The organism is Aeromonas sp. S5(2024) (assembly GCF_041403025.1).
GTDB lineage: Bacteria > Pseudomonadota > Gammaproteobacteria > Enterobacterales > Aeromonadaceae > Aeromonas > Aeromonas hydrophila.
Map to the genome: position 1 here is coordinate 376,859 of NZ_JBGLRI010000002.1, position 16,871 is coordinate 393,729.

General features: G+C 63.3%; 12 protein-coding genes and 1 other annotated feature. Of the genes, 3 read left to right on the top strand and 9 right to left on the bottom strand.

Annotated elements, in window-relative coordinates; genetic code table 11:
• Positions 1-157: 157 nt before the first annotated feature.
• The 9 genes from ACB032_RS05500 to hisG all read right to left on the bottom strand — a co-directional run bounded on the left by ACB032_RS05500 (position 158) and on the right by hisG (position 13,420).
• A complete protein-coding gene (locus ACB032_RS05500) occupies positions 158-4,129 on the bottom strand; it encodes a PAS domain S-box protein (protein WP_371137524.1) in 3,972 nt (1,323 codons plus the stop codon).
• Positions 4,126-6,279, bottom strand: coding sequence for a PAS domain-containing protein (locus ACB032_RS05505; RefSeq protein WP_371137525.1), 2,154 nt, complete (start codon positions 6,277-6,279; stop codon positions 4,126-4,128). The genes ACB032_RS05500 and ACB032_RS05505 overlap by 4 nt, the downstream gene beginning before the upstream one ends.
• Complete coding sequence (locus tag ACB032_RS05510; RefSeq protein WP_016350784.1) at positions 6,272-7,381, bottom strand: two-component system response regulator; 1,110 nt, start codon at positions 7,379-7,381, stop codon at positions 6,272-6,274. Before ACB032_RS05510 ends, ACB032_RS05505 begins: the two co-directional genes overlap by 8 nt.
• A 165-nt stretch (positions 7,382-7,546) precedes the next feature.
• Positions 7,547-8,290 carry a 1-(5-phosphoribosyl)-5-[(5-phosphoribosylamino)methylideneamino]imidazole-4-carboxamide isomerase gene (gene hisA, locus ACB032_RS05515; protein WP_201905550.1) on the bottom strand — a complete coding sequence of 248 codons (744 nt, stop codon included), beginning with the start codon at positions 8,288-8,290 and terminating at the stop codon, positions 7,547-7,549.
• Positions 8,291-8,295: 5 nt separating this feature from the next.
• Positions 8,296-8,937 (bottom strand): imidazole glycerol phosphate synthase subunit HisH, encoded by a 642-nt coding sequence (hisH, locus tag ACB032_RS05520; RefSeq protein ID WP_139749014.1) that lies wholly within the window; start codon positions 8,935-8,937, stop codon positions 8,296-8,298.
• A complete protein-coding gene (gene hisB, locus ACB032_RS05525) occupies positions 8,937-10,103 on the bottom strand; it encodes a bifunctional histidinol-phosphatase/imidazoleglycerol-phosphate dehydratase HisB (protein ID WP_371137526.1) in 1,167 nt (388 codons plus the stop codon). The genes hisH and hisB overlap by 1 nt, the downstream gene beginning before the upstream one ends.
• A gap of 15 nt (positions 10,104-10,118) precedes the next feature.
• Positions 10,119-11,189: a histidinol-phosphate transaminase gene (gene hisC, locus ACB032_RS05530; RefSeq protein WP_241417882.1), complete on the bottom strand. Its 1,071-nt coding sequence runs from the start codon at positions 11,187-11,189 to the stop codon at positions 10,119-10,121.
• Positions 11,186-12,511: a histidinol dehydrogenase gene (gene hisD, locus ACB032_RS05535; protein ID WP_371137527.1), complete on the bottom strand. Its 1,326-nt coding sequence runs from the start codon at positions 12,509-12,511 to the stop codon at positions 11,186-11,188. The genes hisC and hisD overlap by 4 nt, the downstream gene beginning before the upstream one ends.
• A 12-nt stretch (positions 12,512-12,523) precedes the next feature.
• Positions 12,524-13,420 carry an ATP phosphoribosyltransferase gene (gene hisG / locus ACB032_RS05540; RefSeq protein ID WP_017408376.1) on the bottom strand — a complete coding sequence of 299 codons (897 nt, stop codon included), beginning with the start codon at positions 13,418-13,420 and terminating at the stop codon, positions 12,524-12,526.
• Between the two features lie 28 nt (positions 13,421-13,448).
• Positions 13,449-13,573, bottom strand: a sequence feature (His leader region).
• A 183-nt stretch (positions 13,574-13,756) separates the two neighbouring features.
• Here hisG and ACB032_RS05545 point away from each other — a divergent pair.
• The 3 genes from ACB032_RS05545 to tsaB all read left to right on the top strand — a co-directional run bounded on the left by ACB032_RS05545 (position 13,757) and on the right by tsaB (position 16,806).
• The gene (locus tag ACB032_RS05545) at positions 13,757-13,999 is read left to right on the top strand and encodes a hypothetical protein (protein WP_011706055.1); all 243 of its coding nucleotides are present in this window, start codon (positions 13,757-13,759) and stop codon (positions 13,997-13,999) included.
• Between the two features lie 73 nt (positions 14,000-14,072).
• Entirely contained in the window at positions 14,073-15,995 is a 1,923-nt protein-coding gene (locus ACB032_RS05550; protein ID WP_371137528.1) for an ATP-dependent DNA helicase, read from the top strand.
• A gap of 109 nt (positions 15,996-16,104) precedes the next feature.
• Positions 16,105-16,806, top strand: a complete 702-nt coding sequence (tsaB, locus tag ACB032_RS05555) for a tRNA (adenosine(37)-N6)-threonylcarbamoyltransferase complex dimerization subunit type 1 TsaB (RefSeq protein WP_371137529.1) — start codon at positions 16,105-16,107, stop codon at positions 16,804-16,806.
• The last annotated feature ends 65 nt before the right edge of the window (positions 16,807-16,871 follow it).

Sequence of the window (16,871 nt, forward strand, 5' to 3'; positions counted from 1 at the left end):
TGTTAAAACTAAGGTTGTTGCCAACGGGCCCAGGGGCCCGGCGGCGAGTGAAAAAGGTGGCTTGCATGCTTTAACAGCGGGTTCCTGAGCGGGAAAAAGAGACCCGAAACGGGCGGCGTCTTCACTCGGGGGAGTACCACTATATGCACGACTTTATTCAGTGATTCAACCCTTTATCCAGCTTGCTCGCGCCCTGATGCCGGCTGGTGCCAGCAGGCGCCTGGCCGCTCAAGACTGGCTGAGAGCCATCTGCTGCCAGCAGCTCACGAAGGGTGAGCAGGGCACCGTCAAAATCAAACACTTTCAGCTGGCGAGCCAGGATCTCGCCTGGCGTCCCCAGGGTGAGCAGCAGGGGGGCCGCGTACTGCTCAAACAGCGGGATCACGGCGGTGTCGCTCTGCACCAGCAACTCCTCAATCTGGCGCAGCAGCTGTTGTTGCCAGTGGCTGGCAAGCGGCGCGGCGTTCGCGGCGGGGCTGGGATCTTCTTCCCCCAGCAGACCCGGCAGTTCGCTGAGGAGGTGGGCGATCGGTGCCATCCGCTCGGCCAGGGTCTGGCTGTTGTTGGCCAGATCCTGCTCCAGTTGTTGGCTCTGGGCGGCCAGTTCAACCAGCCCAAGGGTGCTGGCCACCCCGCGCAGGGTGTGGATCAGCCGGCTGGCGGCTGGCCTGTCGCCAGCGTGCAGGTGGCTCTCCAGCTGCTGCATGTCCTGGCTGTGCTCGCTGGCGAAGTGGCGCAGCAGGGCGACGTATTTGGTCTGGTTGCCCTGCAACGCCGCCAGCCCCTGTTGCAGATCCAGCCCGGGCAGGTTTTGCAGGCGGGTGAGGGGGCCAGTCAGCAGGTCGGTCGTTCGCCGCTGGTATTTGGGGGCGGCGGCCGTGCTGTTGGGCAGCCACTGCTGCAGCGCCTCGAACAGCTTGGCGGGAGTCACCGGTTTGGCGATGAAATCGTTCATGCCGGCGGATTCGCAGGCCTTTCTGTCCTCTTCGAAGGCACTGGCGGTCAGCGCCAGGATGGGAACCTGCTCCCAGCCCGGCAGGGCGCGGATGGCCCGGGTGGCGCTGTAGCCATCCATCAGCGGCATCTGTATGTCCATCAGGATGAGATCGAACGGGTGCTGGCTGACGCGCTCCAGCGCCTCCTGGCCATTGACCGCCGTCTCGATGACGAGGCCGCTGTTGTTGAGCAGCTCCAGCACTACCTCGCGGTTGATTGCGTTGTCCTCCACCAGCAGTACCCTAGCGTGGTTGGCAAAGAAGAGGGCCTGCTGCACCGTCTGCTCGAGCGCTGCCGGTTGCTGCGGTTCGCCTTGACCCACCGCGAGGCGGGCGGTAAACCAGAAGCAGCTGCCCTTGCCAAGGGTACTGGTGACCCCGACTTCCCCGCCCATCAGGGTGGCAAGCCGGCTGGTGATGGCCAGCCCAAGGCCGGTGCCGCCATATTTGCGGGTGGTGGAGACATCCGCCTGCTCGAAAGCCTGAAACAGCTTCTCGCTCTGCTCCGGGCTGATGCCGATGCCGGTATCCTCCACCTCGAAGCGCAGCAGATAGCCGCCGGCAAGCGGGTGATCCACCCTGACCCGCAGGGTGACCGAGCCCTGTTCGGTGAATTTGATGGCGTTGGCCGCGTAGTTGAGCAGCGCCTGACGCAGGCGGGTGATGTCGCCGTGCACCCAGGCCGGGGTATCGCCGATGTCGACTATGATGGTGAGCCCCTTGGCGCGCGCCTGCTCGCTCATCAGGGCACTGACGTTGTCCAGCATGGCGGTAAGGGAGAAGTCGCTCTGCTCCAGCGCCATCTTGCCCGCGTCGATCTTGGAGAGATCCAGGATGTCGTTGATGATGGTGAGCAGGTGCTGGGCGGCGTTGTCGATCTTCTCCAGTCGATCCTGCTGGGTGTGATCCGGCGTGTCGCGCTTGAGCAGGTAGGTGAGCCCCAAAATGGCGTTCATCGGGGTGCGGATCTCGTGGCTCATGTTGGCCAGGAAGGCACTCTTGGCGCGGTTGGCACTCTCCGCCCGTTGATGGGCCTGAGCCAGCTGCAGGGTGCGCTCGTTGACCATCTCCTCCAGGTGGTAGCGGTACTGATCGAGCTCCTCGCCGAGCTGCTTCTTCTCGGTGATGTCGGCCTGCACTGTCACGTAGTGGGTCACGGCCCCGTTCTCCTGGCGAATGGGAGAGACGGTAGCGAGCACCTGATAGTGGGAGCCGTCCTTGCGCCGGTTGATGAACTCGCCGTGCCAGCGCTGGCCGCGCTTGATGGCATCCCACAGGGCGATGTAGGTAGCCTTGGGGGTGAGCCCGGAGCGCAGCAGAGAAGGGGTCTGTCCTATCACCTCGCTCTGCTGGTAGCCGCTGGCGGCCAGGAAGGCGACGTTGACATATTCGATGCGGGCCTGGGTATCTGTGATGAAGACGCCATCCGGGCTCTGCTCCAGCGCCAGCGAAAGCTGGCGCAACTGCTGCTCGGCCTGCTTGCGCTCGGTGATGTCCAGGTGAATGCCGAGCAGGCGCAGCGGGCGCTGCTGGGCATCCCGGTAGATGCTGCCCTTGCTGCTGAGCCAGCGCACGTCGCCGTTTGGCAAGAGGATGCGAAATTCGATCTCGATGGGTTTGCCGCTTGCCGGCAGCTCGGCCAGCAACTTGTCGAGGCGGGGCTTGTCGTCCGGGTGCAGGCAGCTGTGCCACTGCTTGAACTCGCTGAGCTGTTCGGCGCTGCGACCATAGAGGCGGGCACATTCGGGGGAGAAGAAGAGCCGGCCACCCTGCATGTTCCACTCCCAGATCCCGACGTGGGCTCCCTCCTGGGCCATCAGCAGCCGCTGCTCGCTCTCGCGCAGGGCACTGCTGGTGGTTTCGGCGCGGATGCGGGCGCTGATGGCGTCGTCCATCAGGTTGAGCGCCGCCAGCCTGGCACGGCGCTGGGTATCGAGGGCCACCTGCTGGTTGTGCAGCAGTTGCTGCTCGGCCAGCTTGCGTTCGGTGATGTCCTGCACGGTGCCATACAGCTCGACGATGGTGCCGTCGTTGGCGCGCAGGGCGGCGCCGCGGGCGATGATCCAGATGGGTTCACCCTGTTCGTGGATCACCTCGGCATCGCACTCGTAGGGCAGGCCATCTTGCAGACAGCGCTCGACCGACTGGGCGATGGCGCGCCAGCCATCCTGGGTGAAGTACTTCCTCACCTCGGGGTAGATGGCGGGAGGCAGGGAAGGATCGCGGCCATAGATGCGGTAGATCTCCGGCGACCAGAAGTGGCTGTCGTCGGCGATGTTCCAGCGCCAGTTGCCGATCTTGGCCAGGTGCTGGGATTCGCGCAGGATCCCCTCGTTGCGGCGCAGCGCCTCTTCGGTCTCCTTGCGTTGCTGGTGATCCTCGATGACCGAGATGAAGTAATCCGGTTTTCCCTTGAGATCCTTGACCAGCGCCACCGTCAGGGTGATCCAGAGGACCTCGCCGCCCTTGCGCAGATAACGCTTCTCCAGGGTGTAGTGCTGCCGTTCGTCTGCCAGCATCTGGGCCACGTAGGTCTGATCGATGAAGAGATCATCCGGGTGGGTGATCTGCTGGAAGGTCATGCCCATCAGCTCGTCGGCCTGGTAGCCCAGCATGTCGCACAACCGCCGATTGACCCGCAGCCACTTGCCATCCGGGGAGACCAGGGCGATGCCGACTGCAGCCTGCTCGAAGGTGGCCTGGAAGCGGGTCTCGCTTTGTTGCAGGCGGGACTGGATGCTGCTTAGCTCCTGCCAGCGCTGGGTTTCTCGGGCGCGGGAGCGGTGCACGGCTGCGCTGAGCAGGCTGATAAGAACGCCGTTGGCGATCAGAATGCCCCACTGCACCAGATCCTGCCCGGCGCCGATGCGCAGCTCATGAAGCGGGGCGAGCAGGAAGTAGGTGGTGAGCAAACCGCTCACCAGGGTACAGAGCAGGCCGGGCAGCAGGCCACCGAGCAGGGCGCAGACGGTGATGGGCAGCATGAATAGCACAAGCAGCGGCCGCTCGCCAAAGGCGATGGGCAGCTGGACCCGGATCTGCAGCATCAGTACGGGCAGCAGCATGGCCAGCAGGCAGACCCCCCAGCGCTGTCTGGGTTGGCGAAGGTGCCACAGTGAAGACCAGCGCGTCATAGGGACTCCTCCGGCGGGGTGGGGGCCTGCGGATAGGGGGGCTGTTGCCCGAGCTGAAGTGACAGCTCGTTGATCTTGTGCTTGAGGGCCAGCATGGCCAGCTCCCGGTCCACCATCACCTTGTTGAACCGCTCCAGTTCATTGTTTTGCTGGCGAAGCTCGCTGGCTTGACGGGTCAGGGCCTGCTCGACCTGTTCGCGCTCGGTGACATCCAGCAGCAGACCAAGCACGGCAGGTTGGCCGCGATAGTCGACACGGCGCCCATAGAGCTCCATCTCGATGTTCTGGTGGTCGTGGTGCAGGGCGGTGAAGCGGGTGTGGATCTCGCTGTCTTCCTGTTCGCAGCGCTGCAGCTGCTCAGCCACCCTGGCGCTGTCTTTCGGACTGGCGAGGGCGTGCAGGGTGCCGATTTTGAGCAGGGTAGCGGTCGAGGCGTAGCCGAACAGGCGGGCAAAACCTGGGTTGATGTAACAGAGCTGACCCTGCTGGATGATGTAGATGCCGGCCAGCGACTGTTCCACCAGGGCGCGAAACAGCCCCTCCCGCTCGCGCAGGCCCGCTTCGGCCCGCTTGAAATCCGTGATGTCGCGAGAGATGCCGAAGATGCCTATTACCTGGCCGTCGCTGTCTTGCAGCGGCCCCTTGGTGGCGAGGAACACCCGCTCGCCGCCTGGCAGGGTCAGGTACTCCTCCTGGGTCTGTACCCGGTTGTTGGCGATCACCTGTTCACCCAGCGCCATCAGCATGCGGGCCTGATCGGGGGGAAAGATGGCCATGTCGTCCTGACCCAGCATCTCGCTGGCCGATTTGCCGACAAACTGGCTGGCGGCGCGATTGAACAGAATGTATTTGCCCTCTCTGTCCTTGGCGAAGATGGCATCTTCCGAGCTGTCGGCGATGGCGGAGAGCAGTTGCAGCGCCTGCAGGCGGCCGGCCTGGGACTGGCGAACCTGCTCGGCCATCTGCAACCGGGTGTGCTGGCGCAGCAGCACGATGCCGGTGTTGGCGATAAGCAGCACCAGCAGGCCGATCAACCCGATCCAGATGCTCTCTTTGAGCTCCGCCCGGGTGAGTTCGGCCTTGTCTATCTTGGCCAGCAGATACCAGTCGGTACCCATGACCGGCTGTACGGTGCCAAATACCGGCGTGTTGCGGTAATCCTTGCCAAAGAAGAGCGCCTTGCCCTCTTCATTGCGACTCTGCTGCAGGAACTGGGCTGCCAGCAACTCCTTGCTGCTGACAGGCAAATACAGGGTGAGAGCCGAACCGGGGCGATAGCGCACATCGTTGAGAAACTGGATCTGATCGCCGCCGCGGCGAAACAGCAGGGCTTCCCCGCTGCTGTCCGGCACCGGCCAGGACTTGAGAATGTTGTTGAGCCAGTCACTGCGGCTTATCTGCAGCACGATGAAAGGCGATTTGTCGCCCGCCATGGGGAGCGGGGCGATAAAGTCGAGGCGGGCTTGACCCTGTTCGTCCAGATAGGGGCCGACCCGGGTGATGCTGCCGCTTGTTGCGTTCTTCAATGCCGCGCGCAACTGGGCGCTCAGGCCGCTGGCATCCGGGGTGTGCCACAGCAGGTTGCCCTCTGGCGAGAGCACGCTGGCGGCACTGAAGCGGCGAATGGAGATAAATTCGTCCAGTTTGGCCATCAGGCTGGCATGACCGGCCCGGGTGGTCTGGGCTTCGCGATAGAGGGCGGCATATAGCGGGTTTTCAAACAGAATGTGGGCGTCAAATTCCCGGGCGTTGAGCCATTCGGTGATGCGTTTGCTCTTGAGATCGGCAATGGTCTCGAGCCGGGCTGCCTCCTTGTCCTGGGTCAGGTTGATGTTCTGGGCGATGGCCATGGCGGTCAGGGCCAGGATCAGGCCGTTGAGCAGCACGAACGGCAGCAGCTGGCGCCGGGAAGGGGAAGTGGTCACCGTCGGCTGGTCGATGCGCCGGCGCAGCATGGTATAGAGCATGGTGGCGGTGATGAGGATGAACAGCCACCCCTTGATGGTGCTGGCCAGCGCGAACTGGGCCGGAGTGCTGAACAGCCACTCCACCGCCTTGTCGGAGAGCAGGATCCACAGGCTCGCCACTGCGGCATAGGTGAGCACGACGTTGAGCACATGGGCCCGGGTCAACGAAGGCTGCTCAGCCATGTCTGGCCTCATTGTCATCCTGGTAGCGCTCGGCGATGGCGACGAACTGCTCGAAGTGGTTGTCAAACGCCGTCACCACATCCGGGTCGAAATGCTGGCCGCTGCCGGAGAGGATCAGGGCACGCGCCTCCTCATAGGGCATGGCCGCCTTGTAGACGCGCACATTGATCAGCGCGTCGAACACGTCCGCCAGTGCCATCAAGCGGGCCGAGAGCGGGATGGCGTCCCCTTGCAGGCCATCGGGATAGCCGCTGCCATCCCACTTTTCGTGATGCCAGTGGGCTATCTCCTTGGCCAGGGTGAGAAACACCAGCGGCTGTTCGATGTCCCGTTCGGCCTCTTCGATGGCGTCGCTGCCGAGCTTGGCGTGGGTGCGCATGATCTGCCACTCCGCCGGGGTCAGCTTGTCCGGCTTGAGCAGGATCTGATCCGGAATGCCCACCTTGCCGATGTCGTGCAGCGGCGCCGAGCGGCTCAGCAGATCGATGTAGCGGGGGGTCAGGGTGTCGGTAAAACGGGGATGACTGGCCAGCGCACAGGCCAGTTGCCTGACATAGCCCTGGGTACGCAAGATGTGATTGCCGGTCTCGGGGTCGCGGATCTCCGCCAGATGGGCGAGCGCCCGGATGGAGACTTGCTGGATGAGGTCGTTCTCGGTCATCCGGCGTGCCACCTCGGCCTCCAGCGCCGCGTTCTGATTCTGCAGGCCGTCGCGGGCCTGTTTGGCCTCCAGCTGGGTGCGCACCCGCGCCTGGACGATGGCCGGTTTGATGGGTTTGGTAATGTAGTCGGCGGCTCCCAGCGACAAGCCGTACTCCTCGCTCTGGGGGTCGGCGAGGGCGGTGAGCAGCACCACCGGAATACGACTGGTTGCAGGGGTAATACGCAGCTGTTTGAGCACCTCATAGCCGTCCATGCCAGGCATCATCACATCCAGCAGGATGAGGTCCGGTATTGTCTTGCCAGTGGCGATCCGCAGACACTTCTCCCCGCTCTGGGCGGCGAGCACCCGATAGGTGGGAGAGAGCAGGTCGGTCAGCACCATCAGATTTTCGGGTGAGTCATCGACAATCAGGATGGTGGCGGAGTGAGATGTAAACATAGGTCCTCCGTGACGTTGTCTCAGTGAATTCGAGTATAGAGTCAATTGTTACCAAGTAATAAGGACTTACCTCGATTTACCCCTTGATGAAGAGGCTTCCGGCCGGACGGCCCGGCAGGGAGCCTCTCTCTCAATCGACGTCCTGATGGCGATGCTGCGGCTTGCTTACAGGCTGCCATTCCCCCAGCAGGCGATGGCATCCCCTACCGAGAACTTGCCCTCCAGCAGTGCGCGGCCGAGGATGATCCCCTTGACCCCTGAACCCTTGAGCGCCTCGATGTCTTCGATGCCGCCAATGCCGCCAGAGGCCTGAAAACCGACGCTCGGATAACGGGCGCAGAGATCCCGGTAGAGCTCGACGTTGGTGCCTGAGAGGGTGCCGTCACGGCTGATGTCGGTGCAGAGCACGTGCTTGAGCCCGGCAGGGAGGAAGCGCTCGATCAGCGCCTCGATGGTCACCCCGCTGTTTTCCTGCCAGCCGGCCACCGCAATATGGCGATTGCCCAGGGCATCAATGTTGACGTCCAGCGCCAGCACGATGCGCTCGGGGCCGTATTTTTCCATCCAGCTGGCCACCAGATCCGGCGATTTGACGGCGGTGGAGCCGATCACCACCCGGCTGGCACCGGCGGCCAGCAGATCTGCCACATCCTGCTCGCTGCGCACACCACCCCCCACCTGCACCGGTGCTTCGGTGGCCGACAGCAGCTGGGCGATGAGAGGGAGCTGGCGTGCCTTGGCATCCTTGGCACCGTCAAGGTCCACCAGGTGCAGTTGCACCGCCCCTTGGGAAACATATTCGTCGAAGCGGGCCTGCGGGCTGTCGCTGTAGGCGGTCTTCTGGCCGTAGTCGCCCTGATAGAGCCTCACGACTTGGCCGTTAATCAGATCAATGGCTGGGATAATCATCCTTGTTACAGCTCCAAAAAGTTTTGCAGTAGGCGGGCACCGGCTGCGCCGGAGCGCTCCGGGTGGAATTGGGCGCCAAAGAAATTGCTGTGCTCTGCAACCCCGCCCACGATGGCGGTGAAAGGCTTGCCGTAGTCACAGGTCGCCAGCGTCGCTTCGGTTACCTCCAGCGCATAGGAGTGCACGAAGTAGAAGTAGCTGCCGCTCGGGATCCCCTTGAGCAGAGGATGGGTCTCGTCGTGCTCAATCTGGTTCCAGCCCATGTGGGGCAGGCGCAGGTTGCCCACCTCCATCAGCTTGATCCTGCCCGGTACTATGCCAAGGCAATCGATCAAGGCATGGGTTTTGCCATCGGCCGCCATGCTCTCTTCGGACGCCTCCGCCAGCATCTGCATGCCGAGGCAAAAACCCAGCAGCGGCTGCTTGGCGGCGCGAATGAGCGGCACCAGCCCCCGTTCGTTGAGATTCTTCATGGCGGCCACCGCGGTGCCGACGCCGGGCAGGATCAGCTTGTCCGCTCGCTCGATGTCGGCAGCTTCGCGGGAGACCCGCGGCTGCACGCCGAGGCGCTCGAATGCCATGCGCACCGAGGCCAGATTGGCACAGCCGGTGTCGATAATGACCAGCTTCTGCTTGCTCACATCCATCACAGCACTCCCTTGCTGGAAGGAAGCTCGCTCCCTTCCACACGAATGGCCTGGCGCAGGGCGCGGCCAAAGCCCTTGAACAGCGCCTCCACCTGGTGGTGGGTGTTGCCGCTGCCCACCTTCATCTGCAAGGTGATGGCCATGGCGTCCGAGAGAGAGCGGAAGAAGTGGGGCACCATCTCGGTGGCCATCTCGCCCACGCTGTCGCGGCCAAAACCGCTCGGGCAGTCGAACACGAAGTAGGGGCGGCCGCTCAAGTCGAGCGCGGTGGCCACGTCCAGTTCGGTCAGCGAGGGGGCCTGGGCACTGTCATTGGCGCCGTCAACCAGGCGGGGGCGACCGTCGATCACCGCCTGCACCTCGTCCATCGCCAGCACGAAGCCGAAGCGGCCGATGCCGCGCTTGTTGCCAAGGGCCTGGCGCAGCGCCTGACCCAGGGCCAGCCCGACGTCTTCCACCGTGTGGTGATCGTCGATGTGCAGATCGCCGCTCACTTTGAGCTTGAGCCGAAAACCTGCGTGGGTCGCTATCTGATCCAGCATGTGATCAAAGAAGCCGATGCCGGTGGCGATCTGGTTGCCGCCGCTCTTGTTTGTGGCAGAAGGGTCCAAATCCACCGCAACCTGAATGCGGGTCTCCTTGGTGTAACGCTCCACCTCGGCCACGCGCCCCTTGGACAGCAGCTGATCACGGATGGCGAGCCAGTCGTGATCCTGCGGATGGTAGCGAATACCGCGAATGCCCATGTTGTCGGCCAGCTGCAGATCGGTCTGTCTGTCACCAATCACGAAGGAGTTGGCAAAGTCGATACGACCGGAGGCGAGATACTCCTTCACCAGCCCGAGGTGGGGCTTGCGGCAGCTGCAGCCATCGGTGGGGAAGTGCGGGCAGATCAGCACCTGCTCCCAGTACACCCCTTGCGATTCGAACAGGTGCATCATCAGGTCGTGGGGGGGCTGGAAGTTCTCTAGCGGCAGGCTGGCGGTGCCCAGCCCGTCCTGGTTGGTCACCATCACCAGCACGTAGCCGGCGGCCTGCAACTCGCGCAGCACCGGGATCACCATGGGCTCGAAGCGCAGCTTGGCGAGGCTGTCCACCTGCTTGTCGGTCACTGGCTCTTCAATCAGGGTGCCGTCGCGGTCGATAAACAAAAACGGGGTCTTCATCGCTACATCCTTGTCTTAAAAAGAGGGAGAGGGCAGGTCACGCAATACCGCCAGCACGGCGTCCATCTCGCCCTGATAGCCGATGGTGACGCGAATGCTGTTGTCCAGACCAGGCTTGGTCGAGAAATCCCGCAAGATGATGCCAGCGGCCTTCATGGCGGCAAAGACGGCGGCGCCATCCACAAAGCGCACCAGCACGAAGTTGCCCTTGTCCTCGAACACTTCCTTCACGCAGGGCAGGGTTGCCAGCGCGGCCTTGAAGGCGGCTTTTTGCTTGTTGAGCTCCACCACTCGCTCCTGCATCAGCTCCAGTCCCATGGGGGAGAGGGCCTGCGCCGCGATCTGGGCGATGGGCTCGGGGATGGGATAGGGGGCGATCACCTTGGCCAGCATGGCGATCACCTCGGGACTGGCCAGCGTAAAGCCGCAGCGGATCCCCGCCAGGGCAAAGGCCTTGGAGAGGGTGCGGGTCACCACCAGATTGGGGAAGCGGGCCAGCAGGTCCACCACGGACGCCTCGGGGCAGAATTCGATATAGGCCTCGTCTACCACCACGATGGCGCGATCCCGCGCCTTCTCCAGCAGGGCGATGAGGCCGTCGCGGCCCACCAGATCTCCGGTGGGATTGTTGGGGGAGCAGAGGAACACCAGCTTCACGTCGGACAGGCGATCGGCAATGGCGGGCCAGTCAGGCTGGCGGCTGGCGGTGAGTGGCTGCTCGACGATGCCGACGCCGCAGGTCTCGGCGCTGATGGCGTACATGCCGTAAGTGGGCGGGCAGATGAGGATCTGATCTTCACCCGCTTCGCAGAAGGTGCGGATCAAGAGCTCGATGGCCTCGTCGGCACCGCGGCTCACCAGCACCTGATCGGGGTTGACCCCGGCGTAGGCGGCATAGCCATTCACCACCTCGGCCGGCTGGCACTCGGGGTAGCGGTTGAGACGGCTGCCCTCGATGGTGAAGGGATAGGCCAGCGGCGCCTCGTTGGCGTTGAGCCAGACGTGGCCCTTGCCGCCGATGCGGCGAGCGGATTGATAGGGGGTGAGGGCCCGCACCACGCGGCGCGCCAAGTTGGCAATGCTCATGACAAATCCTTCTGCTGTGCTGTTTGTTGGGACGTGGCGGCCAGGGCGTTCAACCTGAGGGTGACGGCATTCTTGTGGCCATCAAGCCCCTCGGCCTCTGCGATGCGCTCGACGATGGGGCCAAGGCCCTGAATGCCACGCTCGCTCAGCTCCTGCACCGTGTAGCGGCGCTGATAATCGGCGAGGCCCAGGCTCGAACAGGTGCGGGCATAACCGTAGGTGGGCAGGGTATGGTTGGTGCCACTGGCGTAATCGCCGACCGATTCCGGTGTCCATGCTCCCAGGAAGATGGAGCCGGCATTTTCAAGCTGAGCCAGTAGATCACGGGGGGCGCGGGTCTGCACGATCAGGTGCTCCGGCGCGTAGGCGTTGGAGATGGCGCAGGCTTCTGCCAGCTCGTCACAGAGGATCACCAGACTGCTGCCGAGCGCCTGTGCGGCGATATCGCGGCGAGTCAGCTTGGCCAGCTGGCGTTTGATCTCGCCGTTGATGGCGTCGGCCAGCAGCGGCGAGGTGGTCACCAGCACCACCTGACTGTCGGGGCCGTGCTCGGCCTGGGAGAGCAGATCCGCCGCCACGAAGGCCGGGTTGGCGCTGTCGTCCGCGATCACCAGCACCTCGGAGGGGCCGGCGGGCATGTCGATGGCGGCGCCGCGCCAGTCGCGTGAAACCTGCCCCTTGGCTTCGGTCACATAGGCGTTGCCCGGGCCGAAGATCTTGTCCACCTTGGGGATGCTCTGTGTGCCGTAGGCCATGGCGGCGATGGCCTGGGCGCCGCCGATGGCGAACACCTTCTCGACCCCGCAGGCGCGGGCGGCGAACAGGATCTCGTCGCTGGCCGGGGACGGGGTGCAGAGCACCACTTCACGGCAACCAGCCAGGCGGGCCGGAATGGCCAGCATCATCACGGTGGAGGGGAGCGGCGCGCTGCCCCCCGGTACGTAGAGGCCGACCCGGCTGATGGGCTGGGTGCGCAGCTCGCACACCACCCCGGGCTGGGTCTCCACTCGCACCACGGGTTGCACCTGGGCGGCGTGGAAGGTACGAATGTTGGCGATGGCCGCCTCGATGGCGCCCTTGATGTCGTCACCCAGCCGGGCGCAGGCGGCCTCGATTTCGGCGTCGCTCACTTGCAGTTGCTGACGGGGGGCGCGCTCGAAGCGCTGGCTCAGCTCGCGCAGGGCCTTGTCGCCCCGGCTGCGCACCGCAGCGATGATCTCCCGTACCACGGCGCCGATGTCGGCTTCGTCACTCAGGGCCGGCCGGGTCAGCACGTCGGCCTGCTGGGCGGGGGAGAGGGTCTTCCAGATCAGGGTCTGCATGATGTCCCTTCCTTATTCCATCATTTTTTCGATGGGCAGCACCAGAATGGAGCTGGCGCCGAGGGCCTTGAGCTGTTCCATGGTTTCCCAGAACAGGGTCTCGCTGGAGACGACGTGCAGCGCCACCTGGTTGGTCTCACCCGCCAGCTGCATGATGGTGGGACGCTCGGCGCCCGGCAGCAGATCGGTGATGGCATCGAGCTTGTCCTTGGGCGCGTGCAGCATGATGTATTTGCTCTCGCGCGCCTGCTGCATCCCCTGAATGCGGGGCAGCAGGGTGTCGATGATCTTCTGTTTGGCATCGGACAAGGGGTTGGGCGCCTGCACCAGTACCGCCTTGGAGCGGTAGATCACTTCCACCTCTTTGAGGCCGTTGGCCTCAAGAGTCGCGCCAGTGGAGACCAGATCACAGATGGCATCGGCCAGGCCCGCGCGCGGCGCCACTTCCACCGAGCCGCCCAGCATCACGCTCTTGAAGCCGAGCCCCTTTTCATCGAAGAAACGCTTGAGCAGCCCCGGGTAGGAGGTGGCGATGCGCTTGCCGGCGAGGCTCTGTGGCCCGGTGTAGGTGACGTCGTCCGGCACCGCCAGGGAGAGGCGGCAGCCGCCGAAGTCGAGCTGCTTGAGAGTTTTGACCGCAAAGGGCTGGCCCTGGGAGGCGCGAATGAGCTGCACCTCTTCCAGCACGTTCTCGCCGATGATGCCAAGGTCGACCACCCCTTCCATCACCAGTCCCGGGATGTCGTCATCGCGTACCCGCAGGATGTCGATGGGCATGTTCTCGACATGGGCGATGAGGCGCTGTTCGCGCAGGTTGATCTTGAGGCCGCAGCTCTTGAACAGGGCCTGGGAGTCCTGGCTCAGACGACCGGATTTTTGCATGGCGATGCGCAGACGTTGTGTTTCCATTGCTCGATTTCCTTCTAGTCAAAAACGAAAAAGCCCTCGGAAGTCAGTGCTTCCGAGGGCTTATGAATCTTGCGGTCCTTTTGGAAGTCACCAGTTAAGTGTCTTCCAGCAGTCAACCTCCTGAAAGACTATTCGGGATGATGGTGGTGATGAGTCTTCAGGCTGGTGAACTGCATGTAATTAATCCTTTACAAATAAGATGTCGTAGTTGACGCCCGATTTAAACTACCTGCCTTGACGGAAAAAGCAACCTGAAAATGTGATTTGGTCGATTAAAGTTGAGAAAACGGTTTTCTGGTCGATAACTAGACAAGGTGAGCCAGAGGAGGCGACATCATGCCCAGTCAGGACCTGTTATTCCCCATTCTGCCCCGGGCACCGGCTGCCCCCAGCAGTGACGACATCAAGCGGGAAGTGACCCAGATCAGCCAGAAGCATCAGCTGCGCAAGACCAGCACTGACAACGGTGACTCCCAGCAGCGCCAGCAGCCCTATCCATCGGCCAAACGTGATCAGCCAGCACCTGAAGAGGATGATCACAAGCCGGATCCCGATCACCAGATCGATCTCTTCGTCTAGGCGTAGGCGCAGAATCAGTCCCGCTTTTGCCACACTTTTGGCATAATGCCCCCTTTTGCTGCGGGACGCCCTTTTGACCATCCAGACCCTGTTCAAGCCAGACGGCCCTCTGGCCAGCCATATCGACGGCTTCAAAGCCCGTGCCCCGCAACTGGAGATGGCCGAGGCGGTGGCGCGTGCCATCAAGGAGCATGGTCGCTTGCTGGTGGAGGCGGGCACCGGTACCGGCAAGACCTACGCCTACCTAGTGCCGGCGCTGGAATCCGGCAAACGGGTGGTGATCAGCACCGGCTCCAAGAACCTGCAGGAGCAGCTTTTCTACCGGGATCTTCCTACCATCACGGGGGCGCTCTCCTATACCCCGCCGGTGGCCCTGCTCAAGGGGCGCAGCAACTATTTGTGCATCGAGCGGATGAACCGGCTGCTCAGCGAATCCCACCTGCAAAAACCGGAAGTACTCAATGACCTGGTCAAGGTGAAGTCCTGGTCCACCGCCACCGACAACGGCGACGTGGGGGATATTCCGGGGCTGCAGGAGAACGCCGAGATCCTCGCGCACGTCACCAGCACCAATGAAAACTGCCTCGGTCGCGACTGCCCCTATTACGACGACTGCCATCTGGTGGTGGCTCGCCGCCGTGCCATGGATGCCCAGGTGGTGGTGATCAACCACCACCTCTTCTTCGCCGACATGGCGGTCAAAGACACCGGATTTGGCGAGCTGGTGCCCGAAGCGCAGGTTTACGTGTTTGACGAAGCGCACCAGTTGCCCGAGATTGCCACCAACTACTTCGGCAAATCGGTGGGCAGCCGCACCATCCTGGATCTGGCGCAAGATATCCAGCTCGCCTATCGGGCCGAAGCTCACGACATGGCCCAGCTCGGCAAGGCGGCCGACCGGCTCGCCATCGCCAGTCAGGATCTGCGGCTCGCTTTCGGCGTGGATGGTGGGCGCGGCAATACCCGTGACATGCTGCGCCAACCGCTCTGGGGCCAGGCACTGGCCCGCCTCAACGATGCCCTCGGACTCTGTTATGAAGTGCTGAAACTGGCGCTCGGGCGCGGCGAGCAGCTGGATCACTGTTTCGAGCGGATCAGTGAGCTGCGCACCCGCTTGGGAGAGGTATTGGCCATCAACCAGACCGGTTTATCCTACTGGTACGACTGCTCGCGGCTGCACTTTACCCTCAACCTGACCCCGCTGTCGGTGGCTGAGCGCTTTGGCGCCGAGGTGCTGCGCCCCGAGGTCGCCTGGGTGTTTACCTCGGCCACCCTGACGGTGGACATGCGCTTTGATCACTTCAAAGCCGAGCTGGGACTGGTCGGGAGCGCCGAGCTTATTCTCGACAGCCCGTTCGACTATGGCGAGCAGGCACGGTTGTGCGTGCCGCGCTTTCTGCCCGAGCCCAATGCCTTCGGCCGCGGCGAGCAGCTGGCCAATTTGATGATCCCGCTCATCAACAAGACGCCGGGGGGCTGTTTCTTTCTCTGTACCAGCCATCAGGTGATGCGCCAGGTGGCCGAGGTGCTGCGCCGGGAGATTGGGCGCACCGTCCTGCTGCAGGGAGAGGACAACAAGCAGCGGCTGCTCAAGGCGTTCGTTGAGAATGGCCGCGCCGTGCTGGTGGCGACCAGCAGCTTCTGGGAGGGGATCGACGTGCGGGGGGCGGCGCTCTCCTGTGTTATCATCGACAAGCTGCCGTTTGCCAGCCCCGATGATCCACAGCTTAAAGCGCGAGTGGATGACTGCAAGCTCAGGGGCGGCGATCCCTTCGCCGATATCCAGCTGCCGAAGGCGGTGATCGCCTTGAAACAGGGGGTGGGGCGGCTCATCCGTGATCGCGGTGATCACGGAGTACTGGTTATCTGTGATCCCCGCATGGTCAACAAGCCCTACGGCGCCACCTTCATCAAGAGTCTGCCCGCCATTCCACGGACCCGAGAGCTGGCGATGCTGGGGAATTTCTTCGAGCAGCAGGCGCTTTCCGGGCGGTGATCGCGTTTGCCCTGGCGTGGCCGGGCAAGCCTTGCAACATTTTGAAAAACTGCTGGCACTGTCTGCTTGCAGATTATGTAATTGACTGATTTTATAGAGATTGGAAAGCATGAACGAGTTGAAGATCCTGGCCGTTGATACCGCCACCGAAGCCTGCTCCGCCGCCTTGCTGGTGGGGGAGCAGGTGTTCTCCCGCTGGGAGGAGGCGCCGCGGGATCACACCCGCAAGATCCTGCCCATGGTTCAGGCTGTGTTGGACGACGCCGGGATAACCTTGGATGAGCTCGATGCCATCGCCTTTGGTCGTGGTCCCGGCTCCTTTACCGGGGTGCGCATCGGCATCGGTGTGGCGCAGGGCCTGGCCTTTGGGGCCGGCGTGCCGCTGATCGGCATCTCCACCCTGGCCGCCATGGCGCAAGGTGCCCATCGTCTGGATGGCGCCGAACAGGTGCTGACTGCCATCGATGCGCGGATGAACGAGGTCTATTTCGGTCGTTATGAGCTGATCGACGGCCGCATGCAGCTGGTGGGCGACGAGGTGGTGAGCGACCCGGCGGCACTGGTTGACGTCCGTGGCAAGCTGGCGGGTCGAGTGACCTGCGTCGGTACCGGTTTTGAAACCTATGGCGAAATTTTGAGTGGCCTTGCCGATGAGCTGGCGGTGAGTCAGGTGCGCTTCCCGGCGGCGCTGGACATGCTGCCGCTGGCGCGCAGCGCCTGGCTGGCGGGCGAGGCGGTGGCGGTGGAGCAGGCGACCCCGGTCTATTTGCGTGACAAGGTGACCTGGAAGAAGCTGCCGGGTCGCGAATAAGGGCGAGAGTGGCAGGCATGTCGCTCACGTCAGTGGGAACATGCCCCATTGCGGGTGGTTGACAG